General features: G+C 69.4%; 19 protein-coding genes and 1 pseudogene. 12 read left to right on the plus strand and 8 right to left on the minus strand.

Annotated features, from left to right (window positions below):
* Window positions 1-364: 364 nt before the first annotated feature.
* The gene (locus AAFP35_RS21425) at window positions 365-1,534 is read right to left on the minus strand and encodes a protein kinase domain-containing protein (RefSeq protein WP_419223678.1); all 1,170 of its coding nucleotides are present in this window, start codon (window positions 1,532-1,534) and stop codon (window positions 365-367) included.
* 121 nt (window positions 1,535-1,655) lie between these two features.
* On the opposite strand from AAFP35_RS21425, the gene AAFP35_RS21430 reads away from it, so the two are divergent.
* Complete coding sequence (locus AAFP35_RS21430) at window positions 1,656-2,021, plus strand: Rv2175c family DNA-binding protein (RefSeq protein WP_419223679.1); 366 nt, start codon at window positions 1,656-1,658, stop codon at window positions 2,019-2,021.
* Here AAFP35_RS21430 and AAFP35_RS21435 read toward each other — a convergent pair.
* Genes AAFP35_RS21435 through AAFP35_RS21450 form a run of 4 tightly spaced genes read right to left on the minus strand, consistent with a single transcriptional unit; the run spans window position 1,990 to window position 7,130 of the window.
* Window positions 1,990-2,940 carry a phytoene/squalene synthase family protein gene (locus AAFP35_RS21435; RefSeq protein WP_419223680.1) on the minus strand — a complete coding sequence of 317 codons (951 nt, stop codon included), beginning with the start codon at window positions 2,938-2,940 and terminating at the stop codon, window positions 1,990-1,992. The genes AAFP35_RS21430 and AAFP35_RS21435 overlap by 32 nt on opposite strands.
* Complete coding sequence (locus AAFP35_RS21440; protein WP_419223681.1) at window positions 2,933-4,432, minus strand: alpha-(1->6)-mannopyranosyltransferase A; 1,500 nt, start codon at window positions 4,430-4,432, stop codon at window positions 2,933-2,935. The genes AAFP35_RS21435 and AAFP35_RS21440 overlap by 8 nt, the downstream gene beginning before the upstream one ends.
* Window positions 4,429-5,982, minus strand: a complete 1,554-nt coding sequence (locus tag AAFP35_RS21445; protein ID WP_419223682.1) for a phytoene desaturase family protein — start codon at window positions 5,980-5,982, stop codon at window positions 4,429-4,431. Before AAFP35_RS21445 ends, AAFP35_RS21440 begins: the two co-directional genes overlap by 4 nt.
* Window positions 5,979-7,130 carry a polyprenyl synthetase family protein gene (locus AAFP35_RS21450; RefSeq protein ID WP_419223683.1) on the minus strand — a complete coding sequence of 384 codons (1,152 nt, stop codon included), beginning with the start codon at window positions 7,128-7,130 and terminating at the stop codon, window positions 5,979-5,981. The genes AAFP35_RS21445 and AAFP35_RS21450 overlap by 4 nt, the downstream gene beginning before the upstream one ends.
* 68 nt (window positions 7,131-7,198) lie before the next feature.
* Here AAFP35_RS21450 and AAFP35_RS21455 point away from each other — a divergent pair, with 68 nt between their 5' ends.
* Entirely contained in the window at window positions 7,199-8,158 is a 960-nt protein-coding gene (locus tag AAFP35_RS21455) for a methylenetetrahydrofolate reductase (RefSeq protein WP_419223684.1), read from the plus strand.
* Window positions 8,159-8,175: 17 nt separating this feature from the next.
* On the opposite strand, the gene AAFP35_RS21460 is transcribed toward AAFP35_RS21455, so the two are convergent.
* From AAFP35_RS21460 to AAFP35_RS21470, 3 genes are all read right to left on the minus strand, one after another.
* The gene (locus tag AAFP35_RS21460) at window positions 8,176-9,021 is read right to left on the minus strand and encodes an LppM family (lipo)protein (protein WP_419223685.1); all 846 of its coding nucleotides are present in this window, start codon (window positions 9,019-9,021) and stop codon (window positions 8,176-8,178) included.
* A 147-nt stretch (window positions 9,022-9,168) separates the two neighbouring features.
* Complete coding sequence (locus tag AAFP35_RS21465; RefSeq protein WP_419223686.1) at window positions 9,169-10,749, minus strand: phytoene desaturase family protein; 1,581 nt, start codon at window positions 10,747-10,749, stop codon at window positions 9,169-9,171.
* Window positions 10,750-11,400: a GNAT family N-acetyltransferase gene (locus AAFP35_RS21470; protein ID WP_419223687.1), complete on the minus strand. Its 651-nt coding sequence runs from the start codon at window positions 11,398-11,400 to the stop codon at window positions 10,750-10,752.
* 320 nt (window positions 11,401-11,720) lie between these two features.
* Between AAFP35_RS21470 and AAFP35_RS21475 the strand changes: the two genes are divergently transcribed.
* The 10 genes and pseudogenes from AAFP35_RS21475 (at window position 11,721) to ftsW (ending at window position 24,244) form a co-directional block, all read left to right on the plus strand.
* Window positions 11,721-12,194 carry an SAV_6107 family HEPN domain-containing protein gene (locus AAFP35_RS21475; protein ID WP_419223688.1) on the plus strand — a complete coding sequence of 158 codons (474 nt, stop codon included), beginning with the start codon at window positions 11,721-11,723 and terminating at the stop codon, window positions 12,192-12,194.
* A gap of 164 nt (window positions 12,195-12,358) precedes the next feature.
* Window positions 12,359-12,766 carry a DUF3040 domain-containing protein gene (locus AAFP35_RS21480; protein ID WP_419223689.1) on the plus strand — a complete coding sequence of 136 codons (408 nt, stop codon included), beginning with the start codon at window positions 12,359-12,361 and terminating at the stop codon, window positions 12,764-12,766.
* 432 nt (window positions 12,767-13,198) lie between these two features.
* Window positions 13,199-13,639 (plus strand): division/cell wall cluster transcriptional repressor MraZ, encoded by a 441-nt coding sequence (mraZ, locus tag AAFP35_RS21485; RefSeq protein WP_419223690.1) that lies wholly within the window; start codon window positions 13,199-13,201, stop codon window positions 13,637-13,639.
* A 224-nt stretch (window positions 13,640-13,863) separates the two neighbouring features.
* Window positions 13,864-14,808 carry a 16S rRNA (cytosine(1402)-N(4))-methyltransferase RsmH gene (gene rsmH / locus AAFP35_RS21490; protein WP_419223788.1) on the plus strand — a complete coding sequence of 315 codons (945 nt, stop codon included), beginning with the start codon at window positions 13,864-13,866 and terminating at the stop codon, window positions 14,806-14,808.
* Window positions 14,805-15,659: a hypothetical protein gene (locus tag AAFP35_RS21495; RefSeq protein WP_419223691.1), complete on the plus strand. Its 855-nt coding sequence runs from the start codon at window positions 14,805-14,807 to the stop codon at window positions 15,657-15,659. Before rsmH ends, AAFP35_RS21495 begins: the two co-directional genes overlap by 4 nt.
* 21 nt (window positions 15,660-15,680) lie before the next feature.
* Window positions 15,681-17,594: a peptidoglycan D,D-transpeptidase FtsI family protein gene (locus tag AAFP35_RS21500; RefSeq protein ID WP_419223692.1), complete on the plus strand. Its 1,914-nt coding sequence runs from the start codon at window positions 15,681-15,683 to the stop codon at window positions 17,592-17,594.
* Between the two features lie 140 nt (window positions 17,595-17,734).
* Window positions 17,735-19,324, plus strand: a pseudogene (locus tag AAFP35_RS21505) (UDP-N-acetylmuramoyl-L-alanyl-D-glutamate--2,6-diaminopimelate ligase); the annotation flags it as partial.
* Window positions 19,325-19,900: 576 nt separating this feature from the next.
* A complete protein-coding gene (mraY, locus tag AAFP35_RS21510) occupies window positions 19,901-20,995 on the plus strand; it encodes a phospho-N-acetylmuramoyl-pentapeptide-transferase (RefSeq protein WP_419223693.1) in 1,095 nt (364 codons plus the stop codon).
* 25 nt (window positions 20,996-21,020) lie between these two features.
* Window positions 21,021-22,574 carry a UDP-N-acetylmuramoyl-L-alanine--D-glutamate ligase gene (gene murD, locus AAFP35_RS21515; protein ID WP_419223694.1) on the plus strand — a complete coding sequence of 518 codons (1,554 nt, stop codon included), beginning with the start codon at window positions 21,021-21,023 and terminating at the stop codon, window positions 22,572-22,574.
* Window positions 22,574-24,244, plus strand: coding sequence for a putative lipid II flippase FtsW (ftsW, locus tag AAFP35_RS21520; protein ID WP_419223695.1), 1,671 nt, complete (start codon window positions 22,574-22,576; stop codon window positions 24,242-24,244). The genes murD and ftsW overlap by 1 nt, the downstream gene beginning before the upstream one ends.
* The last annotated feature ends 55 nt before the right edge of the window (window positions 24,245-24,299 follow it).

Here is a 24,299-nt window from a genome sequence, read left to right on the forward strand (position 1 = left end):
CGCGTATCGAGATCTGGTGCCGGAGCGTTGGTCTCGATACGGTGCCTCGGCTGGCGCCTCGGCTCCTACTCGACCGGCAAGTGGGGCGCCTCGGCGCCTACTCGACCGGCGGTGGAGTCAGCCCCGTATGCGCTGATCGAGTAGCGTCCGAGCGCTAGCGTGGCCGCGTATCGAGATCTGTTGCCGGAACGCAGGTCTCGATACGGTTCCTCGGCTGGCGCCTCGGCTCCTACTCGACCGGCAAGTGGGGCGCCTCGGCTCCTACTCGACCGGCGGTGGGGTGAGCCGTGTGTCTGTTGATATGTTCACCTCGCGGCCACGTTCCGCAGAGGCGCGGCAGAAGGTCACCGGACGCTCGGACCACTCAACTAAGGTAGGTCGCTCCGACCCACCAGCCGACGCCTGCGAGCGTGGCCGCGATCAGCAAGACCAGGAGAATCCAGGCAAGCGCACGTCCGGCGGACTGCTGCGGCCCGATCGGGTCGTCGGCGGCGACGGCGGTGTTGCGCGGGGGGAGAGCCGGTGCGCCCACGTCGACCGGTGTCGGGGTGGCCGGACCGGGCCGGGACTGCACGCGGGTCTGGTGGTGGGTGGGCGGTCCGTCGGGTCGCGGGACCGGACCGCCGCGCAGTCGGGCCATCGTGTCCCGTTCGGCCGACCGGCGCGGTGCCGGAACGGTGAACGGTGGTAGGTCGAGATCGTCGGCGGCGGCCAGCAAGGCCCCGCGCATGTCGAATCCGTCGCGATAACGGTCGGCCGGGTTGCGCTCGGTCGCGCGCAGGACGATCTCGTCGAACTCCTCGGGTACGCCGTCGACCACGTCGCCGGGTGCCGGCACATCGTAACTGAGGCGCTGATACGCCAGCGCCAACGGTGTGTCGCCGTGGAAAGGTGTTCGGCCGGTGAGGAGTTCGAACATCATCACGCCCATCGAGTAGACGTCGCTGCGCGCGTCGGCGTCGCCGGCGTCGACCTGTTCGGGAGACAGGTAGGCCGCCGTACCGAGGATCACACTGGCCGACGTCACCCCGGCCTCGGCGACGGCGCGGACGAGCCCGAAATCGGCGACCTTCACTTCGCCGTCGTCGGAGATGAGCACGTTCTCGGGCTTCACGTCCCGATGCACGAGCCCCGCCGCGTGTGCGGTCCCGAGCCCACCGAGCACCGGGTCGGCGACCGCGGTGACCGCATGCGGTGGCATCGGACCGCGCTCCCGCAGCAACTCGCGCAGACTGCCACCCTGGACGAGTTCCATCACCAAGAACGCCACGCCGTCGTCGATGCCCTGGTCGTATACCGCGACGAGTCCGGGGTGCTTGAGCCCGGCGACGGCACGTGCCTCGAACTCGAAGCGGCGCAGAAACAGCGGATCACCGCTGTAACGGGCGTCCATGACCTTGATGGCCACCGCCCGCCCGAGTCGCAGGTCCAGGCCGAGATAGACCGCGGACATGCCGCCGCGCGCGATCGGTGCATCGATCCGATAGCGGTCCTCCAGGGTGGAACCCAGCAGGGTGTCGGCGGGCGGTCTCACGACGCCGAATCTACCGGCAGCGACCGCGAGGTCGGGGGATCGACTCGGGTGCTGGTCGTCGCCGCGCCGTCCTGGGGACAACCGGAGTGCGTCGCCCGCCCGAGCCGGTATTCTCGGCGACGTGGGTTCCTTACCGCTGTCGCATGTCGCTCTGCCAGCCGACCTCGAGACCTTGACCACCGACGAGGCCGCCGATCGCCTGGGGGTGTCGTCGAGCCGTGTCCGCACCCTGATCCGCGACAACCAGTTGTTGGCGGTGTCCCGTGACGGACAACCGGCCATCCCGGCCCTTTTCTTCGACGATCTGGGGATCGCCAAACACCTCATCGGGCTCGTCGCCGTCCTGCTCGACGGTGGTTACACCCGTGACGAGGCGCTCACGTGGTTGTTCACCATGCAGGACGACCTCGGGATGTATCCGGCCGCGGCATTGCACACCCATTCGGCGCGGGAGGTCATCCGTCGAGCGCAGGCCCAGGCCTTCTGACACACACGGCCTGCGCCGCCAGGACGACCCGTCGTCGGGGCCCGACCACCGCGCGGTGGTCCATCACCTGATAGCCGTCGTCCTCGATCTCGGTGAGGATGCCCGCGTACATCGCCGCCGCCGAGAGGATCGCGGGACGAGACCGGTTGGGCAGCATCATGATCGACGGCCATGCGCGGCGGTACTGATCCCGGTTGACCGCGATCATGTGGGCCAGCGCGCGGCGCAGCCGATCGCTCGCGCGACGGTCACGACGGCAGCGGACCAGATGGTCCTCGTCGACGCCGAATGCGGCGAGTTCGTCGGTGGGGAGGTAGATCCGGTCACGGTCGAGATCCTCGGCCACATCGCGCAAGAAGTTGGTGAGCTGGAATGCCTCGCCCAGTAGCTGTGCTCCCGCCGCGAGGTCGTCGCGGCCGTCGGGCACGCCGAGGAGCGGCAACAATTGCACCCCGATCACCGCGGCCGAACCATGGGTGTACTCGGAGAGTTCGGCCCAATTGCGGTACCGGTTGCGAAACAGCGGGCCACCGGGGACATCCATCCGCATCGAGCGGAGGAACGCCCCGAACGTCTCGGTGGGGATGTCGAATCGATCGACCGTGTCGTGCAGCGCGGCCAGCACCGCGGTGAGGTCGTCCCCGGTATCCGGGCGTGGGAGGCGCGGGACGACATCGTCGTCGAGTTCCTGCCACAGTGCGGCCTCGATCCGATCGATCTGTCGTGCCGCGCCGCCTGCGTCATCGTCGTCGGGCAGATCGACGAGATCGTCGACGAGGCGGGCGAAGCCGTACAGGGCGAACACCGCCCGCCGTCGGGGGCGGGGCAGCAGGCAGGTCGCCGCGAAGTACGTCCGGCCGTGGGTGGCGGTCAGATCTCGGGCCACGCGGTAGCCGCGTGCCACTCGATCCTCAGCCATCCGGCACACCCCGGAACCAGTCGACGACGCGGCGAGATCGCAGCGGATCCCGATACAGCAGCGACACGGCGGCGAGCGCCGACAGAGCGGCCGCCAGCAGGGTCTCGGGCAGCTTGTAGAACAAGATCGAGTCGTCGGGCTGGAAGACGATCAACATGAACGTGGAGACCCCCACCACCGCGGCACACACGCGCGGGCCGAGCGTGAACGCTCCCGCGAGGCACAGCACCCACGTGTAGTACCACGGCAGCGTGGAGGGCTCGAGCACGAGAACCGCGAGCATCGCCCACACCATGCCTGCCATCGCTCGTCGTTCGTCGCGGCGATGCGTCCACCACAGGGCGACCAGCACGATCGCGAGCACCACCGAGCCGACCGCACGTGTCACGGTCAGTACCGGCTGCAGATTGAGCGCGGTGAACGGTGCGGCCACCAGCGTCACCAGATGCCCGGCCAGCGTCGGGAGGGTGAACCAGTTGATGATGCGGTCGGCCCAGCCGAGCCCGGTCAGCCAGCCCAGGCCCAATCCCAGTGCCGCGGTGCAGACGGCGAAGACGGCGACGGTGATCCCGACGACGGCGGCGAACACACCCACGACGTCACGAGGGCGAACTGGGCGTCGATCGCGGATGTGCGACAACCAGATCCACACCACGAACGGGATCGCGATGCCCGCGGTGACCTTGATCGAGACGGCCAGGCCGAGTGTCAGCAGCCCGGCGGTGTGGCGACCGCTGACGACCAGCGTGACCCCACTGACCAGCACGCCCATCATCAGCAGTTCGACGTGGCTGCCCGCGACCAGATGGATGAGCACCATCGGGTTGGCCACCGCGAGCCACAGCCCGGCCTGTCCGGACGCCGAAAAATGCTTGGCCAGCCGGGGAATGGCCCAGAGCGCCAACAACAATCCCGGCAGCAGCACCAGCCGGACCGCATACACCCCCGCGATGGGGTTCTCGCCGGTGACGGCGACCACCGCGCGTGTCAGACCGACAAACAGAGGGCCGTACGGGGCCGTTGTCGACGCCCACACCTGCGCCATGCTGTCCACCAGCGGACCGGGGTGATGGGCCGGGCCGTCGGCGTAGGGGTCGAACCCGGCCGCGAACACCGCGCCCTGCCCGAGATAGGCGTACACATCGCGGCTGTACACCGGAACGGCGAGTGCCAACGGCGCCGCCCAGGCGAGGATGCCGTAGCGCAGGAGGCGCACCGACGGTTCCGCGTCAGGGTCGTGCGTTCGCGGTGCACCGACCCCGATGACCCGTCCGAGGCGCACCCACGCGATCACCATGATCGCGACACCCAGCCAGAACACGGTGCCGAACAACGTTTTTCCGTGCCCATAGGTGATCGCCGACAACCCGAGATCCTGGGCGACGGTGTTGTTGCGGGCGATGTCGCCGACACCGAAGCTCCCGACGCACACCAGCGCGGCGCCGATGGTGCCGAGGACGATCTCGGCCATCCCGGGCCGGGTCGTGCTCATCGCCCGATCCTACGGTGGACACGACCCGACGCCAGGGCCTCGGCGACACGTGCCGCGGCGAGTCGTCCCGACACCAGCACCGGCGGGATGCCGACACCGGGGATCGTCGCCGAGCCCGCGACGAAGAGGTTCGACAGTCCCGGCCAACGGTTGGGCGTCCGTAACGGTCCGGTCTGACCGATGGTGTGGGCCGCGCCGAACGGGGTGCCGTCGGGCAGACCCCCTGCCGCCCAGGTGCCCGGATGATCCACCCGCAGTACCCGCAACCCGTCGATGCCGTGATAGCCGCGACCCGCGAGGGTGTGCAGGCATTCGGCCATGTACCCGTCGGTCAGGGCTGTCCAGGGCAGATCTGCCACAGCAAGATTGGGACACGGTGCCAGGATCGAGATCACCTCGCGCGAACCCGGTGTCGGGTCGGTGAACTCGGGCCGGGTGATCAGGAACGACGGATCGCGCATTGGCCGGCCGGGGAAGCGGGTGAGATCGTCGAAGGTCTCCGCCCAGGCCGCGCCGAAGTCGACGGTGTGGTGGTGGCCGGGCCAGGTCTGCGACACCGCACGGTCGATGACCCCGTGGATGACGAAGGCACTCGGTGAATGTCGGACCCGTCGACCGCCTCGGCGAGAGCCCAGCAGACCGGAGACGGTGGCGATCGGCGTGGCGGCGATCACCGCGTCGGCGGGCAGCACCTCACCGTCGGCGAGTGTGACCCCGGTGACGGTGTGACCGTCCCGGTGGATCGCGGCCGCCCGCGTGGACAGTGCGACGGTGGCGCCCGCCGCGCCCAGTGCATCGATCATCACCGTGCCGATCCGGCCCATCCCGCCGAGCGGATACGAGACGCCAAGACCGATGTCCATGTGGGCGATGACGCCGTAGATCGCCGCCGCGCGGTGCGGTGGTACACCGGCGTAGAGCGACTGGAAGGTGAAAACCCGTTGTAGGCGCTCGTCTTTCACATGGCGGGCCACCGCGGGCGTGAGCCGTCGGGTTGCGCCCATCGCGATCAGCTCCGCGGTCGCGCGCAGGGTGCGGCGATTGAGCAGATCGGTGGGCCGGGCGAAGTTGTGGTCGATGAACCGGTCGAACTCGGCGGCGTGGAGCCGGGCGAGCCAGTCGGTGAGATCGCGGACACCGCGTCCGGCCTCGGCGCCGAAGCCGGCGGTCACAGCGGACACGAGCTGTTCGGTTCCGCGCGCCACCGTGAGGTCGGTGCCGTCGGCGAAACGTGCGACGTACGACGGATCGACATCGACGAGCCGCAGTCGCTGCCGGGTCTCGACGGGCGGCACGCCGAGTGCGGTCAGTGCGTCGTCGATCAGTTCGGGCATGGTGAGAACCGTTGCGCCGGTGTCGAACCGGTATGCCTCACCGGTGTCCGGGTCGGTCAGCGTCTCGGTGCGGACCAGACCGCCGGGAGCGCCTGCGGCGTCGATCACGGTCACGTCGTGTCCGGCGCCGGTCAGTGTCGCCGCCGCCGACAGTCCGGACAGTCCCGCGCCGATGACCACCACCCGTGCGGGACGCGACGTCCTGGTGGTGTTCACGTCGTGCGGTGCGCGATGCGCCGGGCGAAGGCGGTCAGTTCGTCGCGCACCGGTTCGGTGAGATCCGCGCGGCGCAGGGTCGTCAGTGCCGAATCGAGGAGTGCGGAGATCTGCTGTTCGATTTCCCCGACGGCGCCGACCTGGGTCAGGATCTCTCGGGCCGTGCGCAATTCGTCGTCGCTCAGGGGACGTCCGATGCTCTCGCGGAGTCGCTGTGCCGAAGCGTCGTCGTGCTCGGCGGCGCGGGCCAGACCTTCGGCCACCAGCGCGGTCCGTTTGCCCGCGACGAGGTCGTCACCGGACGGCTTGCCGGTGCGTTCGGGATCGCCGAAGACGCCGAGCAGATCGTCGCGGAGTTGGAATGCGATACCCAGGTCGTGGCCGACCGAGCGCAGGTCGTCCACGAGCCCCGCGGGTGCACCCGCCAGCGTGGCACCCAGCTCCAGGGGACGAGCCACCGTGTAGGCGGCCGTCTTGAATTGCATGACGCGGTAGGCGGATTCGATCGACTCGTCGCCGGATGCCTCGTTGACGATGTCGAGGTACTGGCCGCCGAGGACCTCGGTGCGCATCGACGCCCACACACCGCCCACCGGTGCCGGCAACGGGCGTGGCGGTGGCGTGTGTGCGGAGTCGGATCCCGGCCGATGACCGTGCACCATGTCGTCTGCCCAGGCCAACGCGAGGTCGCCGACCAGGATCGCCGCCGCCGTCCCGTGATGCCCGGGGTCGCCTGCCCAACCGTCGTCGCGGTGGCGGTGCTCGAAGATCCGGTGCACCGTGGCCCGTCCACGCCGGGTGTCGGAACGATCGATGATGTCGTCGTGGACGAGGGCGCACGCCTGCACCAGCTCCAGCGACGCGGCCACCCGCAACGCGTCTGCCGCATCGGGCGCGTCGGTGTCGTCGGTGGCCACCGTCCGATCGGCCGACGACGACCCGGCCAGCCATCCCGCGTAGGCGAACGACGGACGCACGCGCTTGCCGCCCTGCAGCACGAACTCACGCAGCACCTCGGCGGCGGCCCCCACCCGCGCGTCGATGCGGGCGGCCGCGGGGACGGCGTCGTCGAAGAACGCTGCGAGAGCGGACTCGACGGCGGCGGGAACCGCGTCCAGGGTGGCGGGGATGGGCAGCGCGGAGGTCATCCTGCCAGGCTAACGAGGGCCGCGACGGCGCCGACGGCTGCGGTGGGTGTGATCCGTACACTGTCAAGGTGACCTCATCTCCAACCCCGGCTCCGTCGATCGTCGACCGACTGTCCGCGCCGCATCGCGGCCCGGTGCCGTTCTCGGTCGAGTTCTTCCCGCCCAAGGACGCCGAGGCCGAGGCCAGACTCTGGCGAGCGGTCCGGACCTTCGAGCGTCTGGGACCCGCCTTCGTCTCGATGACCTACGGTGCGGGCGGTACCACCCGTGACCGCACCGTCCGCATCACCGGTGAACTGGCCGCGCAGACGACGCTGTTGCCAGTGGCGCACCTGACCGCCGTCAACCACAGCATCGACGAACTGCGTGCGCTCGTCGGTGCCTACGCCGACCAGGGGATCACCAACCTCCTCGCGCTGCGCGGTGATCCGCCCGGAAATCCGCTCGGCGAGTGGGTCAAGCATCCCGACGGCGTCGAGTACGCGGAGGAACTGGTCCGGCTGATCGGTGAGCTCGGCGACTTCCACACCGGGGTCGCGTCGTTCCCGGAGGGGCACCATCGTGCACCCGACCTGGACCACGACACCCGCGCACTGGTCAACAAGTTGCGCGCCGGTGCGGAGTACTCAATCACCCAGATGTTCTTCGACGTCGAGCATTTCCTGCGGTTGCGTGATCGCCTGGTCGCCGCCGATCCCGAGCAGGGCGCCAAGCCGCTCATCCCGGGCATCATGCCGGTCACGTCGCTCGCCTCGGTGCGACGGCAGGCCGAACTGTCCGGGTCGGTGATCCCCGACGACGTGCAGGCCCGGTTCGCGGCCGCGGCCGGTGACGGCCCGGAAGAGGATCGTGCCGCCGTCCGCGCGGTGGGTATCGACTTCGCCACCGAGTCGGCCGAACGGCTGATCGCCGAGGGCGTGCCGTGTCTGCACTTCTGCAGTCTCAACTTCGCCAAGGCGACCACCGAGGTGCTCGAACGCCTCGGCCTGGACGTGGGATCGGTGGTGCCGGCGACGGCGTCTTCCTGAGTCCGTCGCCGCGGCACTCAGTGGGGCGTGCCTGCCCCGGTCGTCGGATTGCCCGATGTCGGGGCGTCGTCGCGACCGGCGGTGGTGTCCCGGCTGGGCCGTGGGCGACCCGGCCGGGGACCGCGATCACGCGCCGCCCAGGCCAGTAGACCCACGGCCAGCACGGTGACGACGCACACGAGCGCGAGGAACCACGACCAACTGCTCACCGCGGCGGTGGCGGGATCCGGGTAGGTCGCGTCGGCGGTGAAGTCGGCGGGCTTGCGTGGTTCGGGCGTCCACCGGACGGTGTTCTCGCCGATCTGTTCGCCCGAGGTTGCGGTGACCGGGCCGTCGAAGGTGACGGTGAACTGGACGTAGTCGCGTTCGGTGAGGCCGCTCAGGTCGGCCGAGCCGCGGAAGCGCACGACGCCGCCGCTGCGGGCCGACGCGAGGTCCATGCTCATCGCGGACTCGCCGAAGGACTCGGCCACGATGGTGCCGAGCTGATTGAACTGCCCAGCGGTCAGATCCGAGAACACCGCGCGCGTACCCACCCGGGCCGCTGCCGCACCACCGCTTGTTGCGGTGCTCGGTGCCCCGTTGCCCGGGGTGCTCGACGCGGCGCCGCTGCGATCCGGTTGTCCGGGTGTGGCACTCGCGCTCGGGGAGGCGGACTCGGCGGCCGGGTCGTAGTGGTACTCGCTCAGACTGATCCGCGAGGCCATCGACTCGGGGACGTCGGGTTTGGGCACGCCGCTCGGGTTGTCCGGCGAGGTCGCCACGATGACCGATCCGGAATAGCGGTCACCGACGGTCGTCGAGCGCTCCAGGCATCCCGAGAGCAGCGGAACGGCGCCCACGATGGAGACCAGCATCAACATCGCGGACCACCGGTGCCGTGAACGAGGCGCACGGGCCGAGCGCGGGAATCGGGTCGAGCGGGATGACGGACGCACGTTGGACATCGTGCCAGACACCGCACGGTGACCGGGGCCGACGCACCAGGATCGCGACGGACGGGTCGCCGTTCAGCCGCGGAGCGCGAGGTGCGCGGCGATGCGTCCGCTCGCACCCGTCACACCGCCGCCCGGATGGGTGGACGCGCCGGCCAGCAGGAGCCCGTCGGCACCGGGGACCCGATGTCCGGACAGATCGGGGTGTGGCCGCCAGAAGAACATCTGATCGATGCTCATCTCCACGTGCATGATGTTTCCGCCCAGCAGGCCGAGTTCGGTGGCCAGGTCGTCGGGCGTCTGCACGTGGCTGTGCTCGATGTGATCGCTGAAGCCGGGGGCGTGCCGGTCGAGTTCGGCGCGGATCGCCGCTGCCGCATCCGCTCCGGCGTGCGCCCAGGTCCGGCCACCGGAGAGACGGTACGGATGCCACTGCGCCCACACGTTGACCAGGTGGCGGTCGGTCGGCGCCAGGGTAGGGTCGATCGCCGAATAGCTCATGGCGACACACGCCGGCCGGTCCGGCAGCTCGCCGACCGCGGCCGCCGCACGGGCCCGGCGCAGCTGCGCGCGGTCGGTCACGAGCAGCCCCAGCGCCGAATGCACGCCGTGGGCGGGCAGATCCGACGGCAGGTCACGGTAGGCGGGCAGGGCGTCGGTGCCCAGACGTACGGCCATGCCGATGCCATCGCCGATCACGATGTGTGAACGCCAGCGGTCGAGCGTGGTCCGGTCGTGCCCACCGGCCTCGAGCAGCCCCAGGGTCGTGACGACATGGCATGCCGCGATGACGGTGGTGGCGCAGTGCCCTTCGTCGCCGCTGCGCACGCGCCAGTGGTCGCCGCAGCGGGTGATCGCGGTGGCCGGGCGATCAACCAGCACCTCGCCGCCGTCGCTCGCGATCCGACTCAGCAACGCCGCGGTGAGGGCGCCGCTGCCGCCGACCGCGCGACCGGGCGGGATGTCGTGCTGGAGGGCGGCGAAGCCGACCATGGGCGCGGTCCCGGGCGCATCCATGGCAGGTCCGGACTGTGCTCCGAACCAGGCCAGCGCTGCCTTGAGCGGTTCGGCCTCGAACCAGCGGTCGAGCAGGGCGTCGCCCGAGGACATCAGGTCCTGGGTGAGCGACAACATCGAGCCCGTGCGCCTGCCGATCGGGCCGGTCCGGGCGGTCTCGGCGGTGTGTGTGAGCCCGGTGAACGCGGTGGCGAAGCGCCCGGGTGTGGCGGGTGCGTAGAAGGCACGCATCACCGCCTGCGCCCGCGGTCGCCACACGCCGACGAATCGCCGATAGGCCTCGGCGTCCGCACTGCCGACGGCCCGTTCGATCGACGCACAGGTGGCATCGAGGTCGGTGCGGAAGACAATGGGTGCGGTGTCGTCGGTGGCCGGGCTGAACGCCCACGGGTCGCAGTCGAGGTAGCGCAGTCCGTGGTCGGCGAGTGCGAGTTCATCGGGGATCGGGGAGTGGCGGATCATCAGATGTGCCGACGACCCTCGGTCCACCCGGTAACCGGGAAAGCGTTCGACGGTCGAGACGGCGCCACCTGGTATCGCGTCACGCTCGAGGACTCGGACCGATCGCCCGGCGCGGGCCAGGTACGCGGCTGCGACCAGTCCGTTGTGACCGGCTCCGACGACGACGGCGTCGAGCATCTACGCCGGCCCGGGGCGATCGGGGAGCGGCAGCGGACGGCCGAGGAAGGCGAACGGGCGTGGATCGCCGGTGAACGTGAAGTGGCGCAACACGTCGGAGAATCCCAGCCGTCGGTAGAGCGCCCAGGCCCGGTTGTCCTCGGCGGGGATCTCCGGAGTGGACAGCAGCACCTTGCTCTCGGGACGCTCGGCGAGCAGTCTCCCGAGCAGCCATTGCCCGATGCCTCGTCCCTGCACCGACGGGTGCACGTGCAGTTCGGTGAGCTCGAAGTAGTCGCTGGTGATCTCGTCGACGACGCGGCGGGGGGTACCGGCCTGACGCAGTCCGGTTCGCAGCTGCTGGTTCCACCACTGGTCGCGGTCGCCGCGGTAGCCGTAGGCGATGCCGACGAGCAGTTCGTCGTCGCCGATCGCGACCGGCCGCGACAGGCGTCGACTCGCGACGTGCGGGGCCCGCGCCTGTGTCGCAGAGACCGCCGCGATGGCGCCGACGGCCCGCCATCCGGGCCTGCCGATGTGCTCGCGCCACAATGCGGCGCGGTGCACCTCGGTGCCGCGCGGGTAGTTCATCGCGGTCACGTAGACGTCGAGTGCGGGTTCGAGCCACACCCGGGCATCCTGTCCGGTCAGCTCGACGAGGCGGATCGTCAACGAACGCTGTCCTCTCGTCGTCGCGGATGGGCCTGCGCCCGGTCCGGCCTGTCCGGTTCTGTTCGGCCCGGTTCGGTTCTGCCCGGTTGATGTCACCCGTTCGGCTCCGCGTCGGATTTCGTCTTGAAGGTGTCCGACGCGCTAGCTATATTGAATATGTCGAACGGGTGTTCGATGAATCGGCCTCCGCAAGCTGTTCGTCCCCACCCCGACGACATCGACGCCGGCCCGACGGTAGACGAGGGAAGCGTTTGCTGTCGGGCCGGTGTTGTACTAATCGGCTGTCAGATACAAGGCCAGGTAGATCGGGGAGGTGGGAGATGGTCAGGACGCACTCGACGTCGCGGACTGCTCCGGAGGTCGATCCGGTGGTGGTGCGCCGTAGTCGTGACCTGCTCGACCGCGCACACATCCTGTTCGACAACGCCGACGGTGTCGATGATCCCGCCGAGCGGTTCCGTCAGTACTACCTGACCGCATTGCGCGGTGCGGGCGCCGCGTTGGAGATCCACGAGCCCTCCAATCGGCCCGTTCGTCGGAGGCATTCGCGGAGCGCCTGGAATCGCCTGCCCGTGGTGGTCCCCGAGCTGGCCCCGCATGCGGAGTATTTCGCGGCACGGTCGCGCATTCGCCTCGACATCGAGTCCGGACTCGTACGAACGATGGACGGGCGGACCGTGGCGCAGATGCGGCGCCGCGTCATCGAACTCCTCGATGCCGTCGAAGACGTCCTGATCGCGTACGAGCAAGGGCGCCTCGCACACCAGAACGTGCGACCCGACCGGACCGCATGAAAGGCCATTCTGGACGCAACCTCGGGTAATGGTGGTCGCCGGATGAATCACCTCGTATCATGAGATTTGAGCCGTCAACAGCGGCGCAACGGCGTCGACAGTGCGCAACGATCAGCAGGGGTCGTGTGGGGTCGGGTCGGTGGAGTTGTGAGTTAGGAGGGTCGGTGCCTCTTTCGGAGCACGAGCAGCGCATGCTCGAACAGATCGAGAACGCTCTGTATGCCGAAGACCCGAAGTTCGCGTCGAGTGTGAAGCGTCGCCGCCTCGGGAGGTCGAGTGGCCGGCGTCGTCTGCAGGCGATCGCGATCTTCGTCGTGGGTCTGGTCCTCCTCGTCGGTGGACTCATCGTCGACGTCCGTGTGGGCGGGTTCCCGATCATCAGTCTGATCGGTTTCCTGGTCATGTTCGGGGCGGGTCTTCTCGCCCTGTGGGGCGGTGGCACCGGGTCGTCATCCGGACCGTCCGACCGTGGACACGGTCGTGGTGGCAAGGAGTCCCGCGCAGGTGCCCCCAAGCGCAGGTTCTCCGAGCGCATGGAGGAACGTTTCAACCGTCGCTTCGAGCAGGAGTGAACGGGCCGGGCCACGCGCCCGGATCGCAGGCTTGACCAAGGCCGCACACCGATATGGTGTGCGGCCTTTTTCGTGCGCGCATCCGCCGATTCCGGCCTCGACGCGCCGCCGGGGGCGCCTGCCCCACCTTCCACCACCGCCGTCCCCACAACGCCCCACCCGGATCCCCCACAGCGCCCCACCCCGGCCATTTGCGGCAGCTCACCAGGCACTTTGATCACTTGAGAGCTCAGAGGCAACACTTGAGATGCCTGTGCGACGCGCCGGACGAAGAAATCTCCCCCTGTCATTTGTTGTCGTGACCTGCGGATTTCAGTTCGTGTGGAGCGCCGGTGGGGTGTTGGGGGTGGAAAGTGGTGGAAAGTGGGGTACTGTGGCAGCACTGGGTGAGACGGACCGGACGTCGAACCCAGTAGGGCAGGAGGTGTCGACATGTCCGTGCGATTTGTCGGTACCTACACGCCCAAGCTGGACGACAAAGGGCGGCTCACGTTGCCCGCCAAGTTTCGTGACGCGTTGGCAGGAGGGGTGATGGTCACACGAGGCCAGGACCGCAGCCTGTCGGTGTATCGGGCCGAGGAGTTCGATGCGATCGCCGAGCGGACGATGGCGGCATCGCGGAACGATCCCGAGGCGCGGGCCTTTCAGCGCGTGCTCTTCGCGAGCACCGATGAACAGCGGCCCGACGGACAGGGTCGCATCACCCTGTCGGCCGACCACCGGAACTACGCGGGCCTGTCCAAGGAGTGCGTGGTGATCGGCGGTTTCGACCACCTCGAGATCTGGGACGCAGCGGCCTGGAGCGAGTACTCGTCCGAGCACGAGGAGGGCTTCTCCACCGCGGGCTCGGCGGCACTGGACTCGTTGCTCTAGCGATCGATGTCCCGACGGAGAGATCAACAGGGGTTCGGGTGGGTCGAGGCCTCGGCCCGGTGTGACCCTGGCGTACTTCCCCAACGCCAGGTGCACGCTCGGGCCGGGACCCCGCCTCATCCGAGAACGGTCCCAGGAGAAGGTCGGTGAACGCAGATCACGAGGAGTCCGACGCGGCCCCGTCCGCCGGTAGGCGGTCGGGAGAGTTCGGTCACGTGCCCGTGATGGCGGCCCGGATGACCGAACTCCTCGGTCCGGCTCTGGCAGCCGGGACACACACGGCCGCACCGGTTCTCGTCGATGCGACGCTCGGGGCCGGAGGTCACTCCGAACTGTTCCTCAACACGTTTCCGCAGGTGCGGGTCATCGGTATCGACCGCGACCGCACCGCACTCGACATCGCAGGGCAACGCCTCGCATCGTTCGGCGATCGGATCATCCTCCGGCAGGCGCGATTCGACGAGATCGGCGACGTCCTCGACGATCTCGGCGTCATCACCATCGATGCCGCGCTTTTCGACCTCGGGGTGTCGTCGATGCAAATCGACCGACCCGATCGTGGTTTCGCGTATGCCGTCGACGCTCCGCTGGACATGCGGATGAACGCCGACGAACCTCTCACCGCGGCAGATGTTCTCAACACCTACTCGCACGGTGAGCTGGCTCGCATCCTGTCCGAGTACGGCGAGGAGAGATTCGCGGGCAAGATCGCGTCGGCGGTGTTGCGCGAACGTGCGCGGGAACCGTTCACCACCAGCGCACGACTGGTGGAGTTGCTGTACGCCACCATCCCGGCCGCGACCCGGCGCACCGGTGGGCATCCGGCGAAGCGGACTTTCCAGGCGCTGCGGATCGAGGTCAATCACGAACTCGACGCGCTGCGTCGTGCCATTCCGGCAGCGTTGGCCGCGTTGCGCGTCGGCGGGCGTGTGGCGGTGATGAGCTACCAGTCGCTGGAGGACCGGATCATCAAGCGGGAGTTCGCCACTCGCGTGACCGACACCACACCCGCCGGCCTGCCGGTCGAACTGCCCGACGCGGCACCCGATTTCCGTCTGGTGACGCGGGGTGCCGAACGTCCGGACGACCGGGAACTCTCCGACAATCCGCGCTCCGCCCCCGTGCGGGTGCGGGTGATCGAACGCGTCGACGAGAAGGATCGCTCATGACCCTGTTGCAGGACATCGACATCGACGAAGCTGCCGCCGGGACTCCGACGGCGCCCCAACGTACGCGTTCACGCGCCGCGCAGCGGGCGATCGATCGGCGACGCAAGCGACTCGAGCGCGACGAGCGCGTGTCCGGCCGGATGGCGCAGCGCGAGACGGTCCGCGCCACGCGCAGCGCATCTGCCGCGGCCCGATCGGATTCGCTGCGCGACCGGATCACCCGGATCCCGTTCGTGGTCCCCGTCATCGCGCTGTTGGTCATCGGTTTGGGACTCAGCCTGCTGCTGTCCACAAAGGCTGCGGCCGATTCGTACCGCCTGGGCATCGCGCGTCAGGAGAACCAGACGCTGCTCGACCGGCGTGACTCGCTGAAGCAGACCTACGAATCGGGTAACTCGGCGCCCGAATTGTCCGACAAGGCCGCCAAACTCGGCATGATCCCGGCCAAGAACCCGGCACGCATGGTGGTCGGCGACAACGGGCGTCCGCGGGTGGTCGGCGATCCGGAGCCCGCCGAGGGCAAGGCGCTGCGCACCATCAACCCGCCCACCGGACCGGATCCGGTGGACGAGATCGATCCGAAGAAGGTCGACGACTCGGAGGGGCTCCCGGGCACTGCCGCGGAATCGACACCGGCGCAACCATCTTCGGCGCCGGGTGCGGCCACCGCACCTGCCACACCTGCCACACCTGCCGCACCCACTGCTCCGGCGGCCCCGACCGCCGGCGCCGCGGCTCCCACGGCTCCCACGGCCACGGCACCGGCTCCCGCTCCCGGGCCGGCCCCGGTGCCCAACGTGTTGCCCGCGAACCCGAACGCGCCGGGCTCAAATTCACCGGAATCCCGGTGACAGGCGGGACAATTGGCAACCATGACACGTGCCGTCTTCCAGCGCCTCGACGTGACCGGACCAGGACGCGGACAGGGCGGACGAGGAGGTCGCGGGGGATCCGGGTCGTCGGCAGGTGCGGGTGGACCGCGCGGGCCGCAGGGATTTCTCGGCCGTAGCCGCGTCGCCGGGGCGATCGTGGTGCTCGCCGTGCTGGCCGTGGCGATCCGGATGATCATCGTGCACACCGTCGAGGCGCCGTCGCTGTCCGCCGAGGCGGCGCAACAGCGCGAGTACACCCAGGTGCTCACCGCCCAACGCGGTGCGATCCTCGACCGCAACGGCCGTCCGCTGGCCTACACCGACGAGGCGCGCTCGTTGACGTTCCTGCCCAAGGCGGTTCGCAAGGAGATCGAGGAAGCTCATCGCAAGGACCCGGCAATGCCCGACGTCGACGCGCGATTCGAGGAGATCGCCAAGGGCGTGTCGTCGGCGCTCGGCGGGTCGATCAGCGCGCAGGATCTGCTGGGCAAACTCCGCACCGACGACACGTTCGTCTATCTGGCCCGGTCGGTGAGTCCCGAGGTCGCAGGCAAGATCACCGAGGAGTTCCCGGAGGTCGGCGCCGATCCGCAGGCGATCCGCCTGTATCCCGGAGGGTCGTTGGCCGCCAACGTCATCGGCGACGTCAACTACGACGGCAACGGTCTCATCGGGCTGGAGGCCTCGCTGGATTCGACGCTGGCCGGCACCGACGGTTCCAAGACTTACGATCGCGGGTCGGACGGTGCGATGATCCCGGGCAGCACGCGCAATGTTCACCCGGCGATCAACGGGGGATCGGTTCGCCTGACCCTCGATTCAGACGCACAGTGGTTCGTGCAGAGCCAGGTCGCGGCGGCGAAGGCCGCCTCCGGTGCCCGCGCCGCGTCGGCGGTGGTGCTCGACGCACACACCGGCGAGGTGCTCGCGATGGCCAACGACAACACGTTCAACGCCTCGGAGTCGTTGGGAGATCAACCCCACGCCGATCTCGGCAACCCGGCGGTCACCTCCCCGTTCGAACCCGGATCGGTGAACAAGATCATCACGGCCGCAGCGGCCCTGGAGTACGGGGTCACCTCGCCCACCGAGGTACATCAGGTGCCGGGCAGCATCCACATGTCCGGGGTGACGGTGAACGACGCGTGGTCGCACGGTGTCGAGCCCTACACGACCACCGGGATCTTCGGGAAGTCGTCCAACGTGGGCACCCTGATGCTGGCCCGCAAGGTCGGCGAGAAGCGATTCGCGGACATGGTCGCCAAGTTCGGACTCGGGCAGCGCACCGGTGTGGGCCTGCCCGCGGAGAGCGCCGGTGAGGTACCTGCACTGAGCCAGTGGTCGGGCGGCTCCTTCGCGAACCTGCCCATCGGACAGGGGCTTTCGATGACCCTGCTGCAGATGACCGGCATGTACCAGGCCATCGCCAACGACGGGGTGCGGGTGCCGCCGCGCATCATGTCCTCCGAACAGCGTGACGGTCACGAACCGGACGTCGCGGCACGACCCGACGGGGTGCGGGTGGTCAGCCCGCAGACCGCGAAGTCGGTGCGGGACATGTTCCGTGCGGTGACTCAGGACGATCCCGAGGGCTATCAGATGGGTACCGGTTCCAAGGGCGCGATCGCGGGCTATCAGACGTCGGGTAAGACCGGCACCGCCCAGCAGGTCGACCCGAGCTGCGGGTGCTACTCGAACTCGAACTACAACATCACGTTCGCCGGGATCGCACCGGCCGACAATCCGCGGTACGTGATCGGGATCATGCTCGACCGCCCGAAACGCAGCTCCGACGGGACCGGCGGGCAGTCGGCGGCACCGCTGTTCTCCACCATCGGCTCCTGGCTGCTGCAGCGCGACCGCGTGCCGCTCTCGGCGCGCCCGACGCCGCGGTTGATCCTCGAGGCGCGCTGAGGCGGACCCGGACGCGCCCGGGGGACCGGGCAGAGGTGTGACTGACGGTATCGTGAGTGCGTTCCGGCGCGCCTTGGTCACCGGGTGACCGACGAGACCAGCGCCGATCGATGGAGACCAGCAAGGAAGGCGGGAGACATATGGCGTCGAACCGCCGTGGCCGGGCCAAGGCCCTGACCGGTTCATTACGTCCCGACGACGTGGCACCCACACCGGTGTCGGTGTTGTCGACGGCGACCGGGGCTCGGGTCGACCTGGTCGGCACCGTGGCCGCCACCACCGAGGTGACCGGTGTGACGTTGCGGGCGCAGGACGTGGTTCCCGGCGATCTGTTCGCCGCCCTGCCCGGTCGGAGTACCCACGGGGCCCGATTCGCCGATCAGGCCATCGCAGCAGGCGCGACCGCGGTCCTCACCGACCCAGCCGGACGGGCCGAACTCGCACGCACCCTCGACGCCGACGTTGCGGTGGCCGTGCTGATACATCCGAATCCGCGGGCCGTGCTCGGCCCGGTGAGTGCGCGTATCTACGGCTACCCGTCGCAACGGCTCAAGCTCATCGGCATCACCGGGACCTCCGGCAAGACGACGACCGCCTACATGGTGGAGGCCGCGTTGCTCGCCTCCGGCCATTCGGTCGGGCTGATCGGCACGGTGCAGACGCGGATCGACGGTGTGGCGCAACCGAGCACCTTGACCACCCCCGAGGCGCCCACGCTGCAGGCGATGCTGGCCACCATGCTCGAACGGGGCGTCGACACGGTGGTCATGGAGGTGTCCAGTCACGCGCTCGCGCTCGGACGCGTCGACGGGGCCCACTTCGCCATCGGGGCGTTCACCAACCTCTCGCAGGACCACCTCGACTTCCACCCGACCATGCGTGACTACTTCGAGGCCAAGGCACGCCTGTTCGTGCCGGGCTCCTCGGCGCGGGCGGTCCGCCCGGTCATCTGCGTCGATGACGAGTGGGGTCGTCGGATGGTGCAGATCGCGCGATCCGACCGCCAGACGACACCCGTGACGGTGTCCACCGGAGACGTTCCCGCCCAATGGCATGCCGGACCGTCGAGCGTCGACGACAACGGCGTCCAGCACGCGACGATCACCGCTCCCGGCGGCGGGCAGCACGATCTGGCCGTCCCGTTGCCGGGGCGCTACAACGTCGCCAACGCGCTCACCGCGATCGCCGTGTCCTCCGGCGCCGGCGTCGGCACCGCGGCCGCGGTCGCCGCGATGGCAGGCGTGTCGGTGCCCGGGCGGCTCGAGCGGGTCGACGGTGGCCAGCAGTTCCTCGTCCTCGTCGACTATGCGCACAAACCCGGCGCGCTGGAGGCCGTCCTCGCGACCCTGCGTGAACAGACGCGTGGTCGGATCGCCGTCGTCGTCGGCGCCGGTGGTGACCGGGACACCGGTAAACGGCCGCTGATGGGCGACATCGCGGCCCGCGGCGCCGAGCTCACCGTGATCACCGACGACAACCCGCGCACCGAGGACCCGGCGACCATCCGTGCCGAGGTGCTCGCCGGCGCGCTGGCCGCCGAATCCGAGGCCGACGTCCGCGAGATCGGCGACCGGGCCGAAGCGATCCGGACCGCGATCGCCTGGGCCCGTCCCGGTGACACCGTCCTGATCGCCGGCAAGGGACATGAGACCGGTCAGGAGATCGACGGGGTCAAGCATCCGTTCGACGATCGGGTGGTGGCCGCCGAGGCCATCGAGGAACTGGCCGCGGGTGCGGTCAGGTGGAGAGGACACGCCGTGAGCAGTGCACCGACGTTGATCGTCGCACCTGTCCCGGCGGGCATCGCCGACACGCGCGCGCTCCTGCGCGATCTGGCCGAGGCGGGGGCCGTGGCCCGGTCCGCGACGACCGATGGTGTGGCCAGGACCTGGGCGATCATCGGTGAGCTGGCCGCCGACGACGGGCTCTCGGAGAACGAGCGGGCGGTCGAGCACGACCGGATCGGCAGGCAGGCGGTCCGCCTGGCGGTGGACAAGACCTTGTGTGTGGGCGACTCGCGGGTGGTGCGTGCGCTGCACCAGGGGGCCGTGATGGAAGGGTCCTGGGGTGACGAGGCCAGGGTGGTCGGCAGTGCCGACGAGGCGCGAGCGCTGCTGGGGTCCGACCCCGACTGGCGCCCGGCGGCGGGAGACGTGGTGTTGATCGCCGCCGCCGACGCCGTGGTGGCCGCGCTGGCCGAGATCTGGGCACCCGGCGACGCGACGAGAACAGACGAGTGAGGGCGACGAGCGTGATCGAGCAGACGGCGTGATCGAACAAGCGGAGAGCAGAGCGGGGATGACACGGTGACCCAGATCCTGATCGCGGGTGGAATCGCACTCGCGGTGTCGATCCTGCTCACCCCGATCCTGATCCGACTGTTCACCCGGCAGGGTTTCGGGCAGGAGATCCGGGTCGAGGGGCCGCAGAGCCATCAGACCAAACGCGGAACCCCGTCCATGGGCGGCGTGGCGATTCTCGTCGCATTGTGGGCTGGCTACTTCGGCGCCCATATCGTCGGTGCATTCACCGACGGCACCGGCCCCACCGCCTCGGGTCTGCTGGTGCTCGGCCTGGCGACCGCACTCGCGGCCGTCGGGTTCCTCGACGACATCATCAAGATCCGCAAGCACCGCAACCTGGGCCTCAACAAGACGGCCAAGTCCATCGGGCAGTTCGCCGCCGCGGTCCTCTTCGGTGTGCTGGTGCTGCAGTTCCGCAACGATGCCGGATACACGCCGGCGAGCACACACCTGTCCTATGTCCGGGACATCGACGCGATCTCGATGTGGTCGGCGGTCTTCGTGATCTTCGTCTGGCTCGTCGTCGCCGCCTGGTCGAACGCGGTCAACTTCACCGACGGCCTCGACGGCCTCGCCGCGGGCTCGATGGCCATGGTGCTCGGGTCCTACGTGTTGGTGACCTTCTGGCAGTACCGCAACGCCTGCACCGGCGGGCCCAAGGCCACCGGCGACATCACCCCCGGCTGCTATGTGGTGCGCGATCCGCTGGATCTGGCACTCATCGCCGTGGCAGGTGGCGGAGCGTGCCTCGGCTTCCTGTGGTGGAATGCCGCGCCGGCCAAGATCTTCATGGGCGACACCGGATCGCTGGCGCTCGGCGGCATGCTCGCAGGCCTGTCCATCACCACCCGCACCGAACTGCTCGCCGTCGTCATCGGCGCGTTGTTCGTCGCCGAGATCGTCTCGGTCGTCATCCAGATCGCCTTCTTCCGGACCACCGGCCGACGTGTCTTCCGGATGGCTCCCTTCCATCACCACTTCGAACTCGGGGGATGGGCGGAGACCACCGTGATCATCAGGTTCTGGCTGCTCACCGCCATCGCCTGCGCGCTGGGTCTGTCCCTGTTCTACAGCGAATTCCTCACCGTCAGTGGCTGAGTCGTCGACCGGACCGAGGCGTGCGGTGGATGTCACCGATCTCGCCGACGCCGGTGTGCTCGTGGCCGGTGCAGGGACGGCCGGCCGGTCGGCCGCGCGGTATCTGCTGTCGGTGGGGGCACGGGTGACGGTCGCCGACACCCGGTTCGGCGACGAGACGGTCGACGACGAACTGGTGGACCAGGGAGCCCGGGCGCTGGCCATGTCCACCGTCCTCGACGATGACGCGTGGGCCGACTCCTACGATCTCGTCGTCACCTCGCCGGGCTTCGCTCCCACACACCCGCTCGTCGTGCACGCCGCAGAGGCCGGGCTACCGGTGTGGGGTGAGGTGGAACTCGCCTGGCGACTCGATCGGGCCGGAGTGCTGGGTGCGCCGCGCACCTGGCTGGTGGTGACCGGGACCAACGGCAAGACGACCACCACCTCGATGCTGACCGAGATCGTGGAACGGTCCGGTCGGTCCACGGCGGCCTGCGGCAACATCGGTCTCCCGGTGCTCGACGCGATGCGCCAGACCCCGCGGGTCGACGTGCTGTGTGCGGAATTGTCGTCGTTCCAGTTGCATTGGGCGCCGTCGGTGCAGCCCGATGCCGGGGTGGTGCTCAACATCGCCGAGGATCACCTGGACTGGCACGGCTCGTTCGCGGCGTACGCGGACGCCAAGGCGATCGCGTTGCACGGCGACATCTGCGTCGTCGGCCTCGACGATCCGGTGGCCGCCGGGCTGGCCGTGAACGGACGACGAATCGGTTTCACCCTGGGGCGTCCGGAGCGCGGCGACCTCGGTGTCGTCGACGGGGTCCTCGTCGATCGGGCCTTCACCGACGTCGAACGGCCCATCGTCGACGCGGACGTCATCCACCCGCCCGGCCCGTCGGGGGTCGCCGACGCGCTCGCGGCGTCGGCGCTGGCGTTGTCGATCGGGGTCGACCCGATCGTCGCCGGCGACGCCCTGCGCGGCTTTCGGCCCGCCGCGCACCGCGGCGAGGTGGTCGTCCGTGTCGGCGATGTCGATTACATAGACGACTCCAAGGCCACCAATCCGCATGCGGCGGACGCGGCCGTGCGCGGGCATCGTCGGGTGGTGCTGATCGCAGGCGGGCTCCTGAAGGGTGCCGAGGTCGACGACCTGATCCGCGACAACCGCGCACGCCTGGCCGGGGTGGTGGCCATCGGTCGAGATCGCGATGTGATCGTCGATGCGATTCTGCGACACGCCCCAGAAGTCCCAACCGTCACAGTATTCACAGGGGACGATGGGCGGGTGACAGTTCAGCCCGCGACCACGACGCCCGACCTCCCGGCAGATCTGCTGACGCCGACACTTCCGGTGCTCGACCACCCGGTCGTCGGCGCCGGCGGCGGCGTCGACCCCACCGCAGAGTCCGTCATGCGGCGTGCGGTCACGGCCGCGGCGCATCTCGCCGGTGGCGCAGCGGACCGACCCGACGCGGTTCTCCTCGCGCCCGCCGCCGCATCACTCGACATGTTCGCCGGTTACGGACGACGAGGTGACGCCTTCGCCGCCGCGGCGCGAACACTGCCCGGCGCGGCCGAGCCGAGCGGATCACACTGATGGCCGCCCGGAGCGAGGCCCCCAAGAAGACAACGGGGACCGACACGAACGCGACCGGGAGGAAAAAGGACAGCACCGCGGACACCGCGGGCGGTTCCTGGCCTGCCGCGGTCGTCGAGGCCGTTCGCAACCTGCTGGCCCGACCGCTCGCGTCCTATCACCTGATCCTCACGATCACCCTGCTGCTCACCGTCTTCGGGCTGGTCATGGTGTTGTCCGCCTCGTCGGTGGAGGGATATTCCAAGGACGGGTCCGCCTACGGGCTGTTCGCCACCCAGATGATCTTCGCCCTGCTGGGTCTGGTGGTCTTCTACGCGATGCTCCGGTTGCCGGTGCGGTTCCTGCGTCGGATGGCCGCACCGCTCATGGTGATCACCACGATCCTGCTCGCGCTGGTGCTCGTCCCGGGGATCGGCACGCTCAGTCAGGGCGCCCGCCGATGGTTCGTCATCGGCGGATTGTCGGTGCAGCCGTCGGAGCTGGTGAAGGTGGCACTGTGCCTGTGGGGCGCACATCTGCTGGCGTCGAGACGTCGCGACAACGCCTCACTCAAGGAACTGCTCATCCCGCTGGTCCCGGTGGCCCTGCTCATCTGCCTGCTGATCATCCTGGAACCCAACCTGTCCACGACGATCACGATCGCGATCATCGTCGGTGCCCTGCTGTGGTTCGCCGGCCTGCCCATCAAGGTGTTCCTCACCTTCGCGGGTGTCGGCGTGGCGATCGCGGTGCTGCTGGCGCTGGTCGAGGGCTACCGTTCGCAGCGCGTGCTGAGCTTCCTCGGCAGCATCGACGACCCGCAGGGCGCCGGGTATCAGGCACGGCAGGCGACGTACGCGTTGGCCAACGGCGGCGTCTTCGGCGTGGGACTCGGCCAGAGCCGGGCCAAGTGGAACTACCTGCCCAACGCGCACAACGACTTCATCTTCGCCATCATCGGTGAGGAACTCGGGCTGATCGGCGGCCTGCTGGTGGTGGTGTTGTTCGCGGTGCTGGCATTCATCGGTTTCCGGATCGCATCGCGATCGGTGGACCCGTTCCTGCGCCTGATGACCGCGACGATCACCGTGCTGATCACCGCGCAGGCCTTCATCAACATCGGCTACGTCGTCGGGCTGCTGCCCGTCACCGGCATCCAGCTGCCGCTGCTGTCGGCCGGCGGTACATCCACACTGACGATCCTGGCGATGTTGGGACTACTCGCCAGCGCCGCACGTCACGAGCCGGAGGCGGTCGCGGCGCTGCGCACCTCCGGTCCGTCCCGAGGCGTCCGGTGGTTGCGCTTGCCTGCGCCGGTGCCGTATCGGCCGTCGCGGGCCGACCAACTGCGAGACCGTCTCGACGGCCGCCGCGGCGGCCGGGCACCGCAGGCGCCGCGGCGCCCGCAACCGGCCAAGGTGCCGCGGTGGGCGGTGTTGCGCCATCGGTCGCCTGCGGCTGAGCCGCCGTCCGCGCCGCCGACGGGCCGTCGCGCCGCGACCGCCCGGCAGGCACCTCGCACGTCCGCGATCCGGGTCGACTACCGTACGGGGTATTCCGGGACGGCCGGTCGCCGGGGCGACCGGGGTGCGACAGGGGCGTACGGCTGGGGTGCAACTCGCTCGACGGGGCGTGACCCCGTGCGCGACGGCGCGCCCGGGCGGCGGACGCCCACCCGGCCGCGGCGCTGACCGACGGCCGGTCCGGCAATCCGCGGACAGACGTTGGTCGATGCGAGATGGAGTG

Origin of the sequence: Gordonia sp. CPCC 206044, assembly GCF_048537895.1 — a bacterium.
Classification (GTDB): domain Bacteria; phylum Actinomycetota; class Actinomycetes; order Mycobacteriales; family Mycobacteriaceae; genus Gordonia.